At 28.4% G+C, this 17,104-nt stretch carries 21 protein-coding genes; all 21 read left to right on the top strand.

The window, feature by feature from the left end; genetic code table 11:
• The first annotated feature begins 6 nt into the window (after nucleotides 1-6).
• The 21 genes from VJI95_RS02565 to VJI95_RS02465 all read left to right on the top strand — a co-directional run bounded on the left by VJI95_RS02565 (nucleotide 7) and on the right by VJI95_RS02465 (nucleotide 16,927).
• Entirely contained in the window at nucleotides 7-1,023 is a 1,017-nt protein-coding gene (locus VJI95_RS02565; RefSeq protein WP_324010129.1) for a hypothetical protein, read from the top strand.
• Between the two features lie 11 nt (nucleotides 1,024-1,034).
• Nucleotides 1,035-1,307, top strand: a complete 273-nt coding sequence (locus VJI95_RS02560) for a DUF3343 domain-containing protein (protein ID WP_314720443.1) — start codon at nucleotides 1,035-1,037, stop codon at nucleotides 1,305-1,307.
• Nucleotides 1,300-2,130 (top strand): mechanosensitive ion channel family protein, encoded by an 831-nt coding sequence (locus tag VJI95_RS02555; protein ID WP_324010128.1) that lies wholly within the window; start codon nucleotides 1,300-1,302, stop codon nucleotides 2,128-2,130. Before VJI95_RS02560 ends, VJI95_RS02555 begins: the two co-directional genes overlap by 8 nt.
• Nucleotides 2,123-2,332, top strand: a complete 210-nt coding sequence (locus tag VJI95_RS02550; RefSeq protein ID WP_009372460.1) for a DUF951 domain-containing protein — start codon at nucleotides 2,123-2,125, stop codon at nucleotides 2,330-2,332. The genes VJI95_RS02555 and VJI95_RS02550 overlap by 8 nt, the downstream gene beginning before the upstream one ends.
• An 11-nt stretch (nucleotides 2,333-2,343) precedes the next feature.
• Entirely contained in the window at nucleotides 2,344-2,862 is a 519-nt protein-coding gene (locus VJI95_RS02545) for a nitroreductase family protein (protein WP_324010127.1), read from the top strand.
• A gap of 16 nt (nucleotides 2,863-2,878) precedes the next feature.
• Nucleotides 2,879-3,577, top strand: coding sequence for a DNA alkylation repair protein (locus VJI95_RS02540; protein ID WP_324010126.1), 699 nt, complete (start codon nucleotides 2,879-2,881; stop codon nucleotides 3,575-3,577).
• 156 nt (nucleotides 3,578-3,733) lie between these two features.
• Entirely contained in the window at nucleotides 3,734-4,231 is a 498-nt protein-coding gene (locus VJI95_RS02535) for a hypothetical protein (RefSeq protein ID WP_324010125.1), read from the top strand.
• A 192-nt stretch (nucleotides 4,232-4,423) separates the two neighbouring features.
• A protein-coding gene (gene prfB / locus VJI95_RS02530) for a peptide chain release factor 2 (RefSeq protein ID WP_324010124.1) occupies nucleotides 4,424-5,537 on the top strand; the annotation gives its coding sequence in 2 pieces (ribosomal slippage) (nucleotides 4,424-4,498 and nucleotides 4,500-5,537; 1,113 coding nt in all).
• 99 nt (nucleotides 5,538-5,636) lie between these two features.
• On the top strand, nucleotides 5,637-6,254 hold the full coding sequence (locus tag VJI95_RS02525; protein ID WP_324010123.1) for a regulatory protein RecX: 618 nt from the start codon (nucleotides 5,637-5,639) through the stop codon (nucleotides 6,252-6,254).
• Nucleotides 6,251-6,538 (top strand): GIY-YIG nuclease family protein, encoded by a 288-nt coding sequence (locus tag VJI95_RS02520; RefSeq protein WP_323998855.1) that lies wholly within the window; start codon nucleotides 6,251-6,253, stop codon nucleotides 6,536-6,538. Before VJI95_RS02525 ends, VJI95_RS02520 begins: the two co-directional genes overlap by 4 nt.
• Entirely contained in the window at nucleotides 6,535-7,353 is an 819-nt protein-coding gene (locus VJI95_RS02515) for a hypothetical protein (RefSeq protein ID WP_324010122.1), read from the top strand. Before VJI95_RS02520 ends, VJI95_RS02515 begins: the two co-directional genes overlap by 4 nt.
• A 9-nt stretch (nucleotides 7,354-7,362) precedes the next feature.
• The gene (locus VJI95_RS02510) at nucleotides 7,363-7,584 is read left to right on the top strand and encodes a YdbC family protein (protein ID WP_324010121.1); all 222 of its coding nucleotides are present in this window, start codon (nucleotides 7,363-7,365) and stop codon (nucleotides 7,582-7,584) included.
• A gap of 1 nt (nucleotide 7,585) precedes the next feature.
• Nucleotides 7,586-8,368 (top strand): J domain-containing protein, encoded by a 783-nt coding sequence (locus VJI95_RS02505; RefSeq protein ID WP_324010120.1) that lies wholly within the window; start codon nucleotides 7,586-7,588, stop codon nucleotides 8,366-8,368.
• Between the two features lie 77 nt (nucleotides 8,369-8,445).
• Nucleotides 8,446-9,657 carry a peptidase T gene (pepT, locus tag VJI95_RS02500; RefSeq protein ID WP_324010119.1) on the top strand — a complete coding sequence of 404 codons (1,212 nt, stop codon included), beginning with the start codon at nucleotides 8,446-8,448 and terminating at the stop codon, nucleotides 9,655-9,657.
• A gap of 1 nt (nucleotide 9,658) precedes the next feature.
• Nucleotides 9,659-11,047 carry a beta-Ala-His dipeptidase gene (gene pepD / locus VJI95_RS02495; RefSeq protein WP_324010118.1) on the top strand — a complete coding sequence of 463 codons (1,389 nt, stop codon included), beginning with the start codon at nucleotides 9,659-9,661 and terminating at the stop codon, nucleotides 11,045-11,047.
• A gap of 119 nt (nucleotides 11,048-11,166) precedes the next feature.
• Entirely contained in the window at nucleotides 11,167-12,141 is a 975-nt protein-coding gene (folP, locus tag VJI95_RS02490; RefSeq protein ID WP_324010117.1) for a dihydropteroate synthase, read from the top strand.
• Between the two features lie 8 nt (nucleotides 12,142-12,149).
• Nucleotides 12,150-12,617 (top strand): 2-amino-4-hydroxy-6-hydroxymethyldihydropteridine diphosphokinase, encoded by a 468-nt coding sequence (gene folK, locus VJI95_RS02485; protein WP_324010116.1) that lies wholly within the window; start codon nucleotides 12,150-12,152, stop codon nucleotides 12,615-12,617.
• An 80-nt stretch (nucleotides 12,618-12,697) separates the two neighbouring features.
• Nucleotides 12,698-13,396 (top strand): purine-nucleoside phosphorylase, encoded by a 699-nt coding sequence (gene deoD, locus VJI95_RS02480; RefSeq protein ID WP_324010115.1) that lies wholly within the window; start codon nucleotides 12,698-12,700, stop codon nucleotides 13,394-13,396.
• Nucleotides 13,396-14,040 carry a deoxyribose-phosphate aldolase gene (gene deoC / locus VJI95_RS02475; protein WP_323998848.1) on the top strand — a complete coding sequence of 215 codons (645 nt, stop codon included), beginning with the start codon at nucleotides 13,396-13,398 and terminating at the stop codon, nucleotides 14,038-14,040. Before deoD ends, deoC begins: the two co-directional genes overlap by 1 nt.
• A gap of 117 nt (nucleotides 14,041-14,157) precedes the next feature.
• A complete protein-coding gene (gene msrB / locus VJI95_RS02470; protein ID WP_323998846.1) occupies nucleotides 14,158-15,225 on the top strand; it encodes a peptide-methionine (R)-S-oxide reductase MsrB in 1,068 nt (355 codons plus the stop codon).
• A gap of 247 nt (nucleotides 15,226-15,472) precedes the next feature.
• The gene (locus VJI95_RS02465) at nucleotides 15,473-16,927 is read left to right on the top strand and encodes an alanine/glycine:cation symporter family protein (protein ID WP_323998845.1); all 1,455 of its coding nucleotides are present in this window, start codon (nucleotides 15,473-15,475) and stop codon (nucleotides 16,925-16,927) included.
• The last annotated feature ends 177 nt before the right edge of the window (nucleotides 16,928-17,104 follow it).

The following is a 17,104-nucleotide window of genomic DNA, read 5'->3' as shown; positions in this document are numbered from 1 at the left end:
GAAAGTATGGAAATAATTTCAAAATATAAAAATAGAATTGCAATAGGAATTTCGGCTATTGCAGTAATTATATTGATTATATTTTTAAGTCATAACTTTTCGAGCAATTCTAATAAAGAAGTGCCTTATGATTTTTCAAAACCTTATACTAAAATTGAATTTATTAAAGATGAAATGTTTGTTTTTAATAATAATAAATTTTCAAGATATAATAAAAATGGAAAACTAAAATTAGAAAAAGAGATTGAAAACAATGGGAAAATCAGAGTTTCTAATGATGTTATCTATTCACTTATGCCTAATGAAATAATTATGTATAGCAAGAATTTTGATGAAATTAAAAGAGTTTCATTAGAAAAAGAAACTCAGGATTTTATTATTGAAAATAATAAAATTATTTTAATCAATAATGCGAGTTTTAAAATTTTCGATGAGAATTTGACAGAAATATATTCAAATGAAGATGTTCAAAATCCTGGATATGTAAAGTTTTCAAAAAGTAAAAATAATTTTGTTTATACAGATTATGTAAAGTCTGAAAATACTATTAAATCAAGATTTCATATTTTGAATTTAAAAGATAAATCAACTGTTTGCGATTTTACATTTTTTAATGAATTTATAATAGAATTTGGCTTTGTAAATGATTCAGATGACAAACTTTTTGTTGCAACAAATGAAAAATTATATTTGTTTGAAAAAAACATCATAAAAAATCAATATTATATAAAAAATTTAAAAAATGTTATTTATCATTCTGGAAAAATTTATTTATTTTCTGAAGACTTAAAAGTCTTTAATGCTAAGGATTTAAAATTGGAAAAAACTGTTGATATTGGTAATGACTATGTGAAATCTTATATTTTAAGTAAAGATATTCTGTTAGTCAAAAAAAATGGGTATGTATTGATTGATAAATCCACTTTTAAAACTAAAGAATTTTCAGGTGAAATAGTAGATTCTATTCAAAGTGAAGATTCAGTTTATTTGATTCAAAAAGATAAATACAAAAAAATAAAATAGGAGGGGTTTTTTTGGACGAAAAATATTTATTATTGACTTTTAATTCAGTTAATCATACAATGCAATTAGAGAAAGAACTTAAGAATTTAGATAAGAAATTTAAAACAATTCCAACACCAAGGGAAGTAAGTCGTTCTTGTGGTCTTGCAATTTTACTTGATCCAAGTGAACTTGAAACAGTAAAATCACTAAAAGAAGCGGGTAAAAATGTTGATTATCTTTGGCTTTTTGAAAAGACACAAGATAGAGGAAATGTTGTAACGGAGATAAATATTAATGAGTAAATTTTTTGAAAATTTGATTTATTCGGAGTCTATTAGAAGTATAATTATAAAAGTAATTTTATCTATAATAGTTTTCTTGGTGGCTAAAATTATAATTTATATTTTTACAAAAGCTTTGACAAATTTAGTTAAAACGTATAAATCAAATGATTTTAGAAACTCTAAAAAGGTAAACTCGATAGTTTCTATATCATCAAGTGTTTTGAAATATATAATTTATTTTATTGTAATAGTTATAATTTTAAGCATTTTTGATGTAAATACTTTATCTTTAATAGCAACTGCTGGAGTTGGTGGTATTATTATTGCATTTGGAGTTCAAAGTATTATTAAAGATTTATTCAGTGGAGTTTTTATTCTGTTAGACGACCAATATAATATTGGGGATGATGTTATTATAAATGGAATTTCTGGCAATATTATGTCTATAAACATGCGAAATACTCAGATACAAGGTTATGATGGAAGTATAAATACAATTTCAAATGGAAGTATAACGACTGTTACAAACTTTAGTAAAAATAATCAAAGATCTGTTGTGACATTTTGTTTTCCAACGGATGTTGATGTTGAAAAGATTAAGAAAATTATAAGCGATTTTTCGACAGAATTTTCAAAGAAACATAAAAGTGTAATTAAAGATCCGGTATTTTTCGGAGTTACAGAAATGGGAAGTTATTATATAAAAATAGCTGTTGCTCTTTGGAGTAAACAGTCAACACAATGGCAAAATGAAAAAAATTTAAGAGAAGAATTGTATAAAAAATTTAAAGAAAAAAATATTGAATTTTTGAAACTTGAAAAGGGTGATAAAATTGTATAAATATAAAGTATCGGATATTGTAGTGCTAAAAAAAGAACATCCTTGTGGAACAAATAGATGGGAGATTTTAAAAACGGGAATTGAAATAAAATTGAAATGTCTAGGTTGTGAAAGGGAAGTTTGGATTAAAAGAATTGATTTTGAAAAAAGACTTAGAAAAGTTGAAATAGATGGGAAACTTTTCAAAGTTGCAAATCTATAAAGGAGGTAGTTATGAATTTTTTAGAATTAGCAAAAAAGAGATATTCAGTAAGAGATTTTTCAAGTAAAAAGGTTGAAAAAGAAAAGATTTTAAAAATTTTAGAAGCTGGAAAAATTGCACCAACTGCAAAAAATAGCCAACCGATAAAAATATACTATTGTACTGATGACGAAAAATTAAAACTTTTAAATGAGTCATCTCCTTGTGAATATAATTCACAACTTATGTTTGTTATAACATATAATTCGGATGAATGTTGTAAATATGAAGACGGAATTCCAAGTGGAGTTGTTGATTCTGCAATTGTTGCAACACATATGGTTCTTGAAGCTGAAGATTTAGGATTAGGTTCAGTTATTATCAAAGCATTTAAATCTGAAATAGTTAAGGAAAAATTTGATATTCCTGAACAAAACAAAGTAGAATTACTTTTATTCATGGGATATAAATCTGATAATGCTATGCCTTCACCAATGCATGAAACTTATAAATCAGACGAAGAATTATTTGAGAAATTAAAAATAAGATAATCGGAAAGGAAAATATATGGATAAAATATTGAATGATTTATTTTCTTTTCAAGATATCGAATATAAAAATTTTAATGCTAAACTTATTCCAACAGTAGATAAAGACTTAATAATTGGAGTTAGAACCCCTGATTTAAGAAATTATGCAAAAAAATTATTTAAAGAAGATGAAAAAAGAACTTTTGAATTTTTAAATAATATTCCGCATAAATACTATGAAGAAAATAATTTACATGGATGTTTAATTGAGCAAATAAAAGATTTTGATTTAGCAATGGAATATACAGAAAAATTTATTCCTTTTATTGATAATTGGGCAACTTGCGACTTATTTTCTCCGAAAGTTTTTAAGAAATATCCAAATGAGACATATAGATATATTTTAGATTGGATAAAAGATGAAAAAACTTATGTTATAAGATACGGAATTGGCCTTTTGCTTTCAAATTATTTGGATGAAAATTTTAAAGATGAACATTTGAAAATTGTTTCAAAAGTAAGGTCTGAAGAATATTATGTAAATATGATGATTGCTTGGTATTTTGCCACTGCTCTTGCAAAACAACAAAAGTATGCTATAAAGTTTATAGAAAATAAAAAACTTGATGATTGGACTCATAATAAAGCCATTCAAAAGGCAATAGAAAGTAGAAGAATTACTGAAGAAGAAAAAGCGTATCTAAGAAGTTTAAAAGTAAAAATAGTGAGACAATAAAAAATATTCTGTAATTAAGATTGGGAAGTAAATTTTTAAAGGGACTTCTCAATTTTTTTATTGATAATTTATATGCAATAAAAATATGTTATAATATAATTGTCAAATTATGTTATAGATTTTAAAAATATTTATTTGGGAGGTTTGTATTTATATATGAATAATTTTTTTGAAGCATTGGTAGGAGAAAAATCAGAAAGCAAAAATATATTTTCTCCTCTAATTGGAGAATGGGAAATTGAATGGGTTGATGGAAAAGGAACTGAAAAAGAAAGGCATGTAATAGGAGAATGGTTGTTTTCAGAGATATTGAACGGTCAAGGAATTCAAGATGTTTTCATTTGTCCGTCAAGAGTAGAAAGAGTTGCAACTCCACAACCGGATGCTGAATATGGTACAACTATAAGAATATATAATCCAAAAAAGAAAAAATGGGATATTTGCTATTCCTGTTTAGGAAAGATGGTTTGTTTGGAAGCAGAAAAAATAGATGATAAAATTGTACTAGTGAATAAAGAGAAAACAGAGAGTCTTAATCAATGGATATTTTCAAATATTACTCTCGACACATTTCATTGGGAAAGCAAAACATCTTTTGATAATGGCAAGAGTTGGGTTACAAATGGTGAAGTATTTGCAAAGAGAAAAAATTGAACATATGGGTTGAATTTAATATGAAAGGTAGTGTAAAAATTTTGTATTTTGACACACTACCTTTTTTGTTGGACTTGACGAAAATATATTAATAGTATAAAATTAACTGTAATTATATTTTCATTATTGAATGTAATTAACTCTATTTTAAAATAAAAAAGATTGTATTTTATTGTTGTCGTTGGGGGAGAGATGGAAAATTTAAGTACGGTTATTGAAAGACTAAAAAAACTGCAACAAAATTTGTTAGAAATTGGTGATTCACTTTGACATTTCTAAGTTAGAGGATGAGTATAGGAGTCTTGAGGCTCAAAGTTTCAAAGAAGATTTTTGGAATGATTCTAAAAATGCAAAGTCAATTTTGGATAATATGAAAAATTTGAAATTTAAGATTGAAACTTTTACTTGTCTAAGCCAGAAGATTGTAGACTCAATAGAATTTTTAGAAATTTTATCTGACGAAGAATTTATGGAGTATGAAAGAGAAGCATTAAAAAATATTCACAATATTGAAAAAGAATATTTATCGTTGAAGTTAAATACTTTAATGGTTGGAGAATATGACTCAAATAATGCCATTCTAGAAATTCATGCTGGAGCCGGTGGTACAGACGCCCAAGATTGGACTGAAATGTTACAACGTCTTTATACAAGATGGATTAACAGTAAGGGTTTTTCATTTTCAATTTTAGATTACAATTCTGATACTGAAGGTGGAATTAAGTCTGTTACTTTAAAAGTTGACGGCAAAAACGCCTATGGATTTTTAAAAGGGGAAAAAGGAGTTCATAGACTTGTTAGAATTTCTCCTTATGATTCTTCAAATAAGAGACATACAAGTTTTGCAAGTGTAGATGTTTTTCCAGAAATTGAAGAAATTACCGATATTGAAATAAATCCTAAAGATTTAAGGATTGATACTTATAGATCTGGTGGTGCCGGAGGACAACATGTCAATAAAACGGATTCAGCAGTCAGAATAACTCATATTCCAACAGGAGTAACTGTTTGTTGTCAATCCGAAAGAAGTCAAATATTTAATAGAGATACAGCGATGAGACAGCTTATTGCAAAACTCTTAATTATAAAACAAGAAGAAAATAGAGAAAAAATAGAAGATATTCAAGGGAAATATTCTCAAATAGCTTGGGGTTCACAGATAAGATCTTATGTATTTCAACCTTATACACTTGTCAAAGATCATAGAACAGGTTATGAAACTGGAAATGTGGAATCTGTTATAAATGGGAATATTGATGAATTTATAAATCAGTATTTATGTGAGTTAGTTAAAAAAAGCAGGTGATTTTATGAAAAGAGAAACAGCAACTAGAATTGTTGCACTTATATTAGCTTTGATGATGGTAGTAGGAATATTGCCAACAATTATAGGATTATTTAGATAATGCAAGTTATAAAAATAAATTATAGTAAGTCTAAAGAAGTTTTTGAAGTAATTTTTGAGGATGAAACAAAGCTTCTTTTGAATTACAATATTTTTGAAAAGTATAAAGTTTCAGTTGATATGGATTTTTCAGAAAATGAAATTTTAGAAATGAAGTATTTTTCAGATATTGAAAGAGCAAAGTCGAGAGCAATAAATTATATTTCAGGAAAGTTGAAAACTAAGTATGAAGTAAGATTAAAACTTAAAGAAAATGACTTTGCAGAAGATGTTATAGACGAAGTTTTGGATATTTTAGAAAAAGAGGAATATTTAAACGACAGAGTCTATTGTGAAATATTTATTGAAGATAAGAAAAAATTAAATGGCTATGGAAAAAATAAAATCAAATCTTTATTAATTCAAAAGGGAATTTCTAAAAATATTTTTGAAGATTTTTTGGATGAGTTTGAATACGATGAAGAATTTGATAATGCTCTTAAAATGGGTATAAAAAAGTTGAACCTATTGTCAAATGAAGAGGATAATTTCAAGAAAAGGCAAAAAATTATAAATTATTTGGCTTATCGTGGTTTTGGATTTGATGTTATAAATGATGTTTTAAAGGAAATATTATGATGACTTTTGTTTATATGTTGGAGTGTAAGGACGGAAGTTTTTATACTGGCTATACGACTGATTTAAAAGCCAGATTTGAAAAACATAATTCAGGCTGTGGTGCAAAATATACAAGAGGAAGAACTCCTGTAAAACTCGTTTATTTTGAAATTTTTGAAACGAAATCAGAAGCACTCAAAAGAGAAATTAAGATAAAAAAGATGAATAGGTTAAAGAAAGAAAAATTAGTATTAAATTTTGATAAAAGCAAATTTTCTACTTATATGGAAGGTGATGTTTTATGATTAATGAAAATTTATATAATCAATATGATGATTTAAGAGAAAATTTAGCGGAGTTATTACTTCTAAAAGAGGAAATTATTTCAATTAGAAACGACTTAGTTTTAGAAGATGATGAAAAGTTTAAACTTTTATATAAAAAGAATATTGAAAGTCTTATGAAAATTCAAAAGTCTCTTGAAAGAGATGTTATGAATCTATTTAGGGCAGGGGAAATTTTAAAAACTCTTGAATTTGCAGATAATTTTGTAGATGTAAGTCAAGTTTATACAATCATAGATTCAGAGAATAAAAATAGCAAAAAATTTAATTCAAATGAAGTTAAAAATTTTGTAGGATTATTTGATGAACTTGATACTGAAGAAAATAGCACTTGTGATGATGTCTTTAAAGCGATTGCAAAGGAAATTTCTCCACAGACAAATAGTAAAAATTGGGATAAAGAGCTTTGGAAAAAGACGCTAAAGGCTAAAGCTGATGACAGCAAAAGAACAATGAATAAAATTTTTAAAACTATTGAAGAAGAAAGATTGATAAAAAATCCGATAGATTTTGATATTGATGAATATTCAGAAAATATTCGAACTTTAGAAAAGAATTTGGAATTTTTGCAAAGAGAAGTAAAAACTCTTGGAGAATCATGCAAAGATACTCTTGATGAAAAAAAGGTTGAGAGAATGCAAAAGTTATTGAAAAAAGTTGAGCATAGAAAGGCAGATATAAATCATTCAATTGAGGTTTTAATAAAAATAAAAAATGGTTTAATGGATGGATTTATAGCGTCTTTGCCTACAAATAAAAATGGAATGTTAAATTAGGAGGAGAAAATGGAATTAAAATTTGAAATTACAGAGGAATTAGGGGTTCTTTCTGAAAATGAAAAAGGTTGGAGGAAAGAATTAAATTTAGTGAGTTGGAATGAGAGAGAACCAAAATACGATATAAGAGATTGGAATCCAAGTCATGAGAGAATGTCTAAGGGAATAACTCTTACAAAGGAAGAAGCACAAGCACTTTATGAAATTTTAAAGGAAGAATTTGGAGAATAGTGTGAAAAAACTTTTTGGGAAATTTATTTTAGGACTTTCTAAAGTTTTAGATAAAATTTTAGGGGCAATGGTAACTGGCTTATCATATATTGTAAATTTGCTAAGTAGTATCTCCATATTTTTGGTATTAATTGGAATAGCTTTTTTAACTTTAGGTTCGTTTTTGCTTCCTTTGCTACTGATATTTTTACTTTCCAATCCGGTTTTTTGGCTAATAATATTTGTTTTTTTCATAGTTCCGTTTTTAGGAAAGAAATTTATTTCTTTTTTAAGATATATTAATTATTCACTATGTGAATATCTAAATGATTATGGAAATTTTTTATTAGGGAACAACAAGGGATATTCATCTTTTAAAGATTATAAAAGAAAATATGAAAGGGTTCAAGAAGAAGAGCGTCAAAGAGAAAGAGAAGAAAGACAAAGAAGAGAGCAAGAAGAATGGGAAAGACGATTTAATTCTTTTAATGAATTTTTTTCAAATAATGGTGGGTTCTATAGTGGTTATCAAGGAAATCAAGGATATTATCAAAATACCGGTGCAAGTTATGATCCATATAGCGATTTTAAAAATAAATTTGAAAATGCTTGTAGGGTTTTGGAGTTTAATTCTTATGATATAGATTTTTATCAGGTTAAGTTACAATATAGAAAACTTGCTAAAAAATATCATCCTGATTTGAATAGAGATAGGGATACAACTGAGAAATTTCAAGAAATTAATTCAGCTTTTGAGTTTTTAACAGAAGAAAATATAAAAAGATATAATCAGATGAAAAGATAGCAGAAGATAATTGCTATCTTTTTTTAATTTTAAAATTGTGGTAAAATAAATATGAAATAAAATATTTGGAGGTAGTTATGAATATAGTAGATCGTTTTGTGGAATATGCAAAAATGGACACTCAATCAAATCCTAAGTCTAAAACCGTTCCTTCAACAGAGAAACAAAAGAACTTGGGAAATTTACTTGTAAAGCAATTAAAAGAAATGGGAATTGAAAATGCTCATATTGATGAAAAGGGTTATGTTTATGCTCATTTGAAATCAAATGTAGAAAAGAATCTTAAAAAAGTTGGTTTTATTGCACATATGGATACTGCAACAGAACTTACCGGAGCAAACGTAAATCCTCAATTTGTTGATTACAAAGGAGGAGATATTAAGTTAAATGATGAATTTACAATGTCCGTAAAAGAATTCCCTTGTTTAAATGAAGTTGTAGGAGAAAGACTTATAACAACTGATGGAAATACTTTATTGGGGGCTGATGACAAGTCGGGTATTGCAATTATTATGGATGCAATTCAAAAAATTATATCAAATAATTTACCACATGGAGATATTTCAATAGGATTTACTCCCGATGAAGAAATTGGGCGTGGAGCTGATTATTTTGATGTAAAAAAATTTGGAGCAGACTTTGCTTATACAATTGACGGTGGACCTATTGGAGAACTTGAATATGAAAGTTTCAATGCTTGTAGTGCAGTTGTAGATATTAAAGGAAAAAATGTTCATCCGGGTTCAGCAAAAGATATTATGAGAAATTCACTTATGGTTGCTCATAATCTTTTATCAATGTTACCTGCAAATGAAAGACCTGAACATACTGAAGGATATGACGGTTTCTATCATTTATTGGAAATGAACGGAGATACTGAAAATACTCATATGGAATTTATCATAAGAGATTTTGATAGAGCAAAATTTGAAAATAAAAAAGAATATATGAAAAAAATAGTTGAAATTTTAAATTTCAGATATGATAATTCAATCACTTTGGAACTTAAAGATTCATATTACAATATGAGAGAAAAATTGGAAGATAGAAAAGATATAATCGACCTTGCCTATAATTCAATGGTTGAAATTGGAATTACTCCAAAAATTCAAGCAATTAGAGGAGGTACTGATGGATCAAGACTTTCTTTCATGGGTCTACCTTGTCCAAATATTTTTGCTGGTGGATTTAATTTCCACGGTAGATATGAATTTGTTCCTATTTCATATATGGAAAAAGGATCAGAATTACTTGTAAAAATTGTAGAAAATATTGTAAAAGGAGAATAATATGAATTTAAAACCGGAAAGAGTTTTTCACTATTTTAGAGAGCTTTCAGATATTCCTCGTGAATCACACAATGAAAAGGCAGTATCGGATTATATTTATGATTTTGGAAAAAAACTAGGACTTGAAACAAAACAAGATGATATTCTTAATGTTTATATAAGAAAGCCTGCAACTAAGGGATATGAAAATAAACCTGGAATAATCTTACAAGGACATATGGATATGGTTTGTGAAAAAGCTACAAGCTCAAAACATAATTTTGCAACAGATAAAATTGAATGGGTAATTAAAGATGATTTGCTTTTTGCAAATAACACTACACTTGGAGCAGATGACGGAATTGCAGTTGCAATGGCAATGGCGATTTTGGAAGATGAAACTCTAGTTCATCCTGAACTTGAAGTTCTTATTACAGTTACTGAAGAAACTACAATGGCAGGAGCTTTGGGACTTGAAAAAGGACTATTAAAAGGAAAGTACTTTTTTAATATCGATTCTGAAGAAGAAGGTATTTTAACTCTTGGCTCAGCTGGTGGTACTTTATTTAAAACAAATTTAGAATTAAAATTTGAAAATAAGGAAGTAGAACTTGTTAAACTTCATTTTGACGGATTTTTGGGTGGACATTCAGGAATGGAAATCGGTAAAAATAGAAGAAATATGATTAAAACAATTGCTGAATTTATAAAAGAGAGCGGACTTTCAATCTCGAGTGTAAACTGTGGAAATAAAGACAATGCAATTCCTAGGGTTGGAGAAATTGTAATTGAAAATTCGCCAAAATTAGATGAATTAATTTCTAAATTTACAGAAAAATACAATGGGGAAGAACAACTTACAATAGATAAAAAAGAAATATTTAATGGAAAAGTTTTAACAAACGCATTAAAAAATACTCTAGTTGATATTTTACAAGAATTGCCAACAGGAGTTAATTCTAAAGATGAAACTGGAATTATAAGTTCATCAAATCTTGCAATAGTTAAAACTACTGAAAATGAAATTATAATCCGCGACTCTATTCGTTCATCTTCATTGAGTATTTTAGCAGATATGAAGTCATCTTTTAGTAAAATCGGAGAAAAATTTGGCTTGAATTATGAATTTTCAGGTGGTTATCCTTCATGGGAAAAGAAAGAAAATTCAACACTACAAAAATATGCAAACAAAGTTTATAAAGAGTTAACTGGAAACGAATTTGAAAATATTATAGTTCATGCAGGACTTGAGTGTGGAGCAATTTATGAAAAATATCCAAATCTTGAATTGATTTCATTTGGGCCTGACATAAGAGGAGCACATACTCCGCAAGAAAATCTTTCAATTTCATCAACTGAGAGAGTTTATGACTTTACACTAAAATTAATTGAAAAAATTGCAAAAAATTAATTTTAAAATTTTATTGAAAATCAGCTAAGCAATTAGCTGATTTTTTATGTTGATATTTTAAGTTTTATTTAATATAATAAATATATAATGAATAAAGAGTATTTTATATGGGGGTCTTTATGAGTAATATAGAATTTAAGTTTGGAAGTAAGTCAATAAAAAATGGAGAAAGTACGAAGCTATGTTCAATTTTGAATATTACACCTGACTCTTTTTCTGACGGTGGAAAATATTTTGATATTGATAGAGCTGTAAAAAGAGCAAGAGAACTTGTTTCAGCCGGGGCTTATATGATTGATATAGGTGGAGAGTCCACAAGACCTGGAAGTAAATTAATTTCCGTAGAAGAAGAGATTGAAAGAATTGTTCCGATTATCAAAGCGATTAAGCCTGAAATGGATGTTGTTATTTCCGTAGATACTTGGAAATCTGAAGTTGCTAAGGCAGCAATAGATGCAGGAGCAGATATTATTAATGATATTACAGGATTACTTGGAGATGAAAAAATGGCTGATGTGATTGCAGATTCAAATGTCGGATATATTATGATGTTTAATCCCGTGATTATAAGACCTGAACATGAAGGCTCTAAAATTTTTCCAAAGTTTGGGAAAAATGCCTTTATGACAGATAAAGATTTGGAATATTTTCAAAGTTTGGATATTTTAGATATGATGGAAGAGTGTTTTAATAAAACTATAAATATTGCCATTTCAAAGGGAATAGAAAAGTCTAGAATTTGTTTAGACCCCGGTATTGGTTTTGCTCTTACAAAAAGAGAAAATCTAGAATTGATTAAGGGAATAGATAGAATTCATAATATGGGATATTTATCCTTTTTAGGAGTTTCCAGAAAGAGATTTGTAGTAAATATTTTAGCTGAAAATAATATTGAAGCAGATATAAAAATAGAAGAAGGATTGTCTAATGTGGATTTGGCATCTGCATATTTAAGTGCAATTGCATCTTTTAAAGGTATAAATATATTGAGAGTTCATAATTTTGATAAACATTTTTCAGCTACTTTAATTGGTGATGCAATTAGAATGGCAGATAAAAGTGAAGATATTAATTTTGAAGCATATAAAAAATAGGAGGGTTTATGAGTAAAGTTTGGATTGCGTTGGGCAGTAATATGGGAGAAGGCCGGAAAAATCTTGATTTAGCAATTAAGATGATGAATGAAAGAGGAGTTTTAGTTGAAAAAGTTTCAAATTATATAGAAACTGAGCCTTATGGTTATACTGAACAGGATAATTTTGTAAATGCAGTTTGCATAGCTGAAACGAAACTTAGTCCTAGAGAGCTTTTAGAAACTCTTTTGAAAATAGAGCTTGATATGGGACGAGTTAGAATAATCAAATGGGGGCCAAGACTTATTGACTTAGATATTTTATTCTATGAGGACTTAATAATAGATGAAGAGGATTTTAAAGTTCCACATATTGAAATACAAAAAAGGTCTTTCGTTTTAGAACCTATGAATGAAATAAGCCCTGATAAAATTCATCCTGTATTTAAAAAGACTGTAAATCAGTTGTTATTGGATTTAAATGCTTGTGATATGTAGATTAAAGCTATAATTCTTGAAAAAATAGAGTTTTTATGTTAAGATTATGTAAAATAAAAGAGAATTAAGGAGGTTTTTTTATGACACCACATAATAGAGCGATAAAAGGAGAAATAGCAGAAACTGTCTTAATGCCGGGAGACCCTTTAAGAGCAAAGTTTATTGCAGAAAATTTTTTAGAAAATGTAACATTATTTAATGATGTAAGAGGAATGTTAGGTTATACAGGAACTTATAAGGGTAAAAAAGTTTCAGTTATGGGAAGTGGAATGGGTGTTCCATCAATTGGAATTTATTCTTATGAATTAATCCATTTTTATGGAGTCAAAAATTTAATCAGAATTGGTTCTTGTGGAGCGTATAGCGACAAACTTAAATTATATGATGTAGTTGTAGGAATGGCTGCTTCAACAGATTCAAATTTTGCTCATCAATATAAATTAGATGGAACATACTCAGCAAATTGTTCTTGGGAACTTTTAAGAAAAACTTATGAAGCTTCAAAAGAACAAAATATTGACATCAATGTTGGAAATATTTTCTGTTCAGATATTTTCTATAATGCTTCACCTGAAGATTGGAAAAAATGGGCACAGATGGGTGTTCTAGCGGTAGATATGGAAAGTTATGCACTTTATTGCAATGCTAACTATGCCGGAGTTAATGCAATTACAATTTTAACTGTTTCAGATTCATTCCATTTTAAAGAAATTACAACTCCTGAAGAAAGACAAAACAGTTTTACAACGATGATGAAATTAGCATTGGAGATAGCATAATGAAATTAAATAGATATATGGATCATACTGCATTAAAAGCAGATACTACTTATGAAATGATAGACAAACTTTGTGAAGAGGCTAAAAAATATGACTTTTTCTCTGTTTGTGTAAATGGTTGTCATGTAAAAAGATGTGCTGAAAACTTAAAAGGTTCAAATACTAAAGTTTGTACTGTTGTAGGATTTCCACTAGGAGCAATGACAACTGAAAGTAAAGTTTTTGAAACAGAAAATGCAATTAAAAACGGTGCAAATGAAATTGATATGGTAATCAATATAGGTGCATTAAAATCAAATGATTTAGACTTTGTATATAATGATATAAAGGCACTTGTAGATGCTACAAGAGGAAAAGTACTTTTAAAAGTTATTATAGAAACTTGTCTTTTAACTGATGAAGAAATTGTAAAAGTTTCTGAACTTTGTGTTAAGGCGGGAGCAGAATTTGTAAAAACTTCAACAGGATTTAGCACTTCAGGAGCAAATGAACATGTTGTTTCACTTATGAAAAAAACTGTTGGAGAAAATGCAAAAGTGAAAGCTAGTGGAGGAATTAGAGATAAGGCTACAGCTTTAAAAATGATTGAATTAGGTGCTGACAGATTGGGCGTAAGTGCAAGTGTAAAAATAATTTCAGAATAATTTATGGAAGTTGGAAACAGCTTCCTTTTTTTATAATTACGATTTTTTTAATACATTTGATTGTTATTATCTTTCGGAGGGTATATTTTTTATAAAATCAGGAAGGGGATGATTTTTATGAAAAAATTTTTAATACCTTTTATTTTATGTGTTTTTATAATAGGATTTGTAGTAACATATAAAGTAAAATCAAAAAAAGGAGAGAAAGTTATGGACAAACCAAAAGTTGATTTAAGTTCAATTAAAAACAAAGGAGAAATCTATTTAGCAGGAGGTTGTTTCTGGGGTGTTGAAGGATATTTTTCAAAAATAGAGGGCATTGCGGATACAACTGTTGGATATGCAAATGGAAATGGCTCAGAGACAAGTTATGAAAAAATTAAAAGTACAGACCATGCAGAAACTGTGCATATAGTTTATGATAAGGATAAAATTTCACTTGAAGAAATTTTACAACATTATTTTAGAATAATTGAGCCTACAAGTGTTAATAAACAAGGAAATGATAGTGGTAGGCAATATAGAACAGGAGTTTACTATGTTGATGAAAATGATAAATCTGTTATAGAAAAATTTATTGACGGACAGAGAGCGAATTTTGACAAGCCGATAACTGTAGAAGTTGAAAAACTTAAAAATTTTGTTGTCGCTGAAGAGTATCACCAAGATTATTTAAAGAAACATCCAAATGGATATTGTCATATTGACTTAGGTCTTGCAGATAAACCTCTCGAAAGAAGAGATGGAAAATATAAAAAGCCAAGTGAAGAAGAATTAAAAAATAAATTGAGCGACTTGGAATACAATGTTACTCAAAATGGAGCAACTGAAAAACCATTTTCAAGTAAATATGATAAATTTGATAAAAAGGGAATATATGTTGATGTAGTAACAGGAGAACCTCTTTTTTCTTCAAAAGATAAATACGATGCAGGTTGTGGATGGCCAAGTTTTACAAAGCCAATTGATGAAAATATAAATTACAAAAAAGATGATAGTCATGGTCTTAAGAGGGTTGAAGTAAAAAGTAAAGGTGGAGATTCACATTTAGGACATGTCTTTGATGATGGTCCTAAGGATAAAGGAGGAAAAAGGTATTGTATTAATGGAGCTTCTTTAAGATTCATTCCTTTAGAGGATATGGAAAAAGAAGGATATGGGAAATATATTGATAAAGTCAAATAAAAAAATTTTAAATATTTAGTTGGGAAAAGGTATATAATTTTATAAATTTAATTATATACCTTTTTTGTTGTGAAATAATAATACTATTAAGTATTTGCTTTGTGCAAAATGTTCAAAAATTGCTAATAACTGAGCTTTTTTAAGTAAGTAAAAAGGTTATAAAATCTCAAAAGTTTTCCCGAAACATATTGACTTATATATCAATTAAGAGTATAATACAATTAATAAATTTTATAGGAGGTATTATATGAACTTATTATCTAATTTTGTATTACTAAGCGGTTCGGAACTTGTTGATACTATCAACAAAATAAACGATTTTATCGCTGGTAAAATTTTAGTAACTGGTTTGTTATTTGCTGGATTATTCCTTTCATTTATTTTGGGTTTCCCTCAAATTACAAAACTGGGAAAGGCTTTTAAATTGGTTTTTGGAGGACTTTTCAAAAAGAAAGAAGGACCTAAAGAAGAGGGTTCTATGTCTTCATTCCAAGCATTGGCTACAGCGGTAGCTGCACAAGTAGGAACAGGTAATGTTGCAGGGGTTGCAACTGCTATTACTGCAGGGGGACCTGGAGCGATTTTTTGGATGTGGTTATCAGCATTCTTTGGAATGGGAACAATTTTCGTAGAAGCAGTTTTAGCTCAAAAGTACAGATCTAAAATTGATGGAGAATTTGTAGGAGGACCTGCATATTACATATCAAAAGGTCTTAAAAAGGCTGGTGTATTTTCTAAGGTTTTAGCTGGATTTTTTGCAATTGCAATAGTATTAGCTTTAGGATTTATGGGTAATGCAGTTCAATCAAACTCAATAGCGTCAGGTATTAAAGGTATTCAAGGACTTGAAAGTATTAATCCAGCTATTATTGGTGTTATTGTTGCTGTTTTAGCAGCTTTAATTTTTATTGGTGGTATTGACAGAATAGCAAAATTTGCTGAACTTGTAGTTCCTGTAATGGCAGCAGTTTATATCTTAGGGAGTATAGTTATTCTATTTATGTTTGCAAATAAAATAGGGCCTACTTTTGCATGGATTTTTGAAAGTGCATTTAGTGGAACTGCTGCAATGGGTGGTATTGCAGGAGCAGCAGTTAAGGTTGCAGTTCAAAAAGGGGTTGCAAGAGGTTTGTTCTCTAATGAAGCTGGTATGGGTTCTACACCACATGCTCACGCAGTTGCAAATGTAAAACACCCTGCCGAACAAGGTTTAACAGCTATTATTGGTGTATTCATTGATACAGTTTTAGTATGTTCTGCAACAGCACTTGCTATTTTAGTAACAGGTGCTTATAGTGTTAAGGGAGCTGATGGAAAATTCTTAGCTGGAGCACAGTTAACTCAACAAGCATTCAGATCTGCATTTGGATCAGGTGGAGCTATTTTCTTAGCTATTTGTTTATCATTCTTTGCATTTACAACTATTGTAGGTTGGTACTATTTTGGAGAATCAAATATCAAATATTTATTTGGTAAAGCAGGACTTTTACCATACAGAGCTATAGTTCTTATTTGTATCATAGCTGGTTCTCTAGGAGAAGTTGCTATTGTTTGGTCACTAGCGGACATTTTTAATACTTTAATGGTGTTGCCGAACTTGGTTGCTATCCTTTGGTTGTCATTTGAAGCTAGAGCTATTATGAAAGATTATAATAAATGTCTATTAAATAATGATGTGCATTATGATTACGAAGTAAAATAGTAATTAAATTATATAAATTTAGGAGGGATTTTATCTCTCCTTTTTTAGTGCAAAAATAGGTTTTTAATAATTTTGTAACACTTTTGTAATAATTTTGTAATTTTTAGTGCATATTTTTAGCTATTTGTTGATGTTATAAAAAAAATATGTTAAAATTATTTACGTTAGATAGTTATT

Origin of the sequence: Parvimonas sp. C2, assembly GCF_035282405.1 — a bacterium.
GTDB lineage: Bacteria > Bacillota > Clostridia > Tissierellales > Peptoniphilaceae > Parvimonas.
This window is presented reverse-complemented; position numbering and strand designations above follow the sequence as displayed.

Excerpts from the sequence above, each read along its gene's own strand:
- pepD (WP_324010118.1), top strand. The coding sequence starts at position 9,659 with ATGAATTTAAAACCGGAAAGAGTTTTTCACTATTTTAGAGAGCTTTCA.
- VJI95_RS02545 (WP_324010127.1), top strand. The coding sequence starts at position 2,344 with ATGAATTTTTTAGAATTAGCAAAAAAGAGATATTCAGTAAGAGATTTT.
- VJI95_RS02565 (WP_324010129.1), top strand. The coding sequence starts at position 7 with ATGGAAATAATTTCAAAATATAAAAATAGAATTGCAATAGGAATTTCG.
- deoD (WP_324010115.1), top strand. The coding sequence starts at position 12,698 with ATGACACCACATAATAGAGCGATAAAAGGAGAAATAGCAGAAACTGTC.
- VJI95_RS02465 (WP_323998845.1), top strand. The coding sequence starts at position 15,473 with ATGAACTTATTATCTAATTTTGTATTACTAAGCGGTTCGGAACTTGTT.
- VJI95_RS02555 (WP_324010128.1), top strand. The coding sequence starts at position 1,300 with ATGAGTAAATTTTTTGAAAATTTGATTTATTCGGAGTCTATTAGAAGT.
- VJI95_RS02515 (WP_324010122.1), top strand. The coding sequence starts at position 6,535 with ATGATTAATGAAAATTTATATAATCAATATGATGATTTAAGAGAAAAT.
- msrB (WP_323998846.1), top strand. The coding sequence starts at position 14,158 with ATGAAAAAATTTTTAATACCTTTTATTTTATGTGTTTTTATAATAGGA.
- VJI95_RS02535 (WP_324010125.1), top strand. The coding sequence starts at position 3,734 with ATGAATAATTTTTTTGAAGCATTGGTAGGAGAAAAATCAGAAAGCAAA.
- VJI95_RS02540 (WP_324010126.1), top strand. The coding sequence starts at position 2,879 with ATGGATAAAATATTGAATGATTTATTTTCTTTTCAAGATATCGAATAT.
- VJI95_RS02525 (WP_324010123.1), top strand. The coding sequence starts at position 5,637 with ATGCAAGTTATAAAAATAAATTATAGTAAGTCTAAAGAAGTTTTTGAA.
- deoC (WP_323998848.1), top strand. The coding sequence starts at position 13,396 with ATGAAATTAAATAGATATATGGATCATACTGCATTAAAAGCAGATACT.
- folP (WP_324010117.1), top strand. The coding sequence starts at position 11,167 with ATGAGTAATATAGAATTTAAGTTTGGAAGTAAGTCAATAAAAAATGGA.
- VJI95_RS02510 (WP_324010121.1), top strand. The coding sequence starts at position 7,363 with ATGGAATTAAAATTTGAAATTACAGAGGAATTAGGGGTTCTTTCTGAA.
- pepT (WP_324010119.1), top strand. The coding sequence starts at position 8,446 with ATGAATATAGTAGATCGTTTTGTGGAATATGCAAAAATGGACACTCAA.
- VJI95_RS02520 (WP_323998855.1), top strand. The coding sequence starts at position 6,251 with ATGATGACTTTTGTTTATATGTTGGAGTGTAAGGACGGAAGTTTTTAT.
- folK (WP_324010116.1), top strand. The coding sequence starts at position 12,150 with ATGAGTAAAGTTTGGATTGCGTTGGGCAGTAATATGGGAGAAGGCCGG.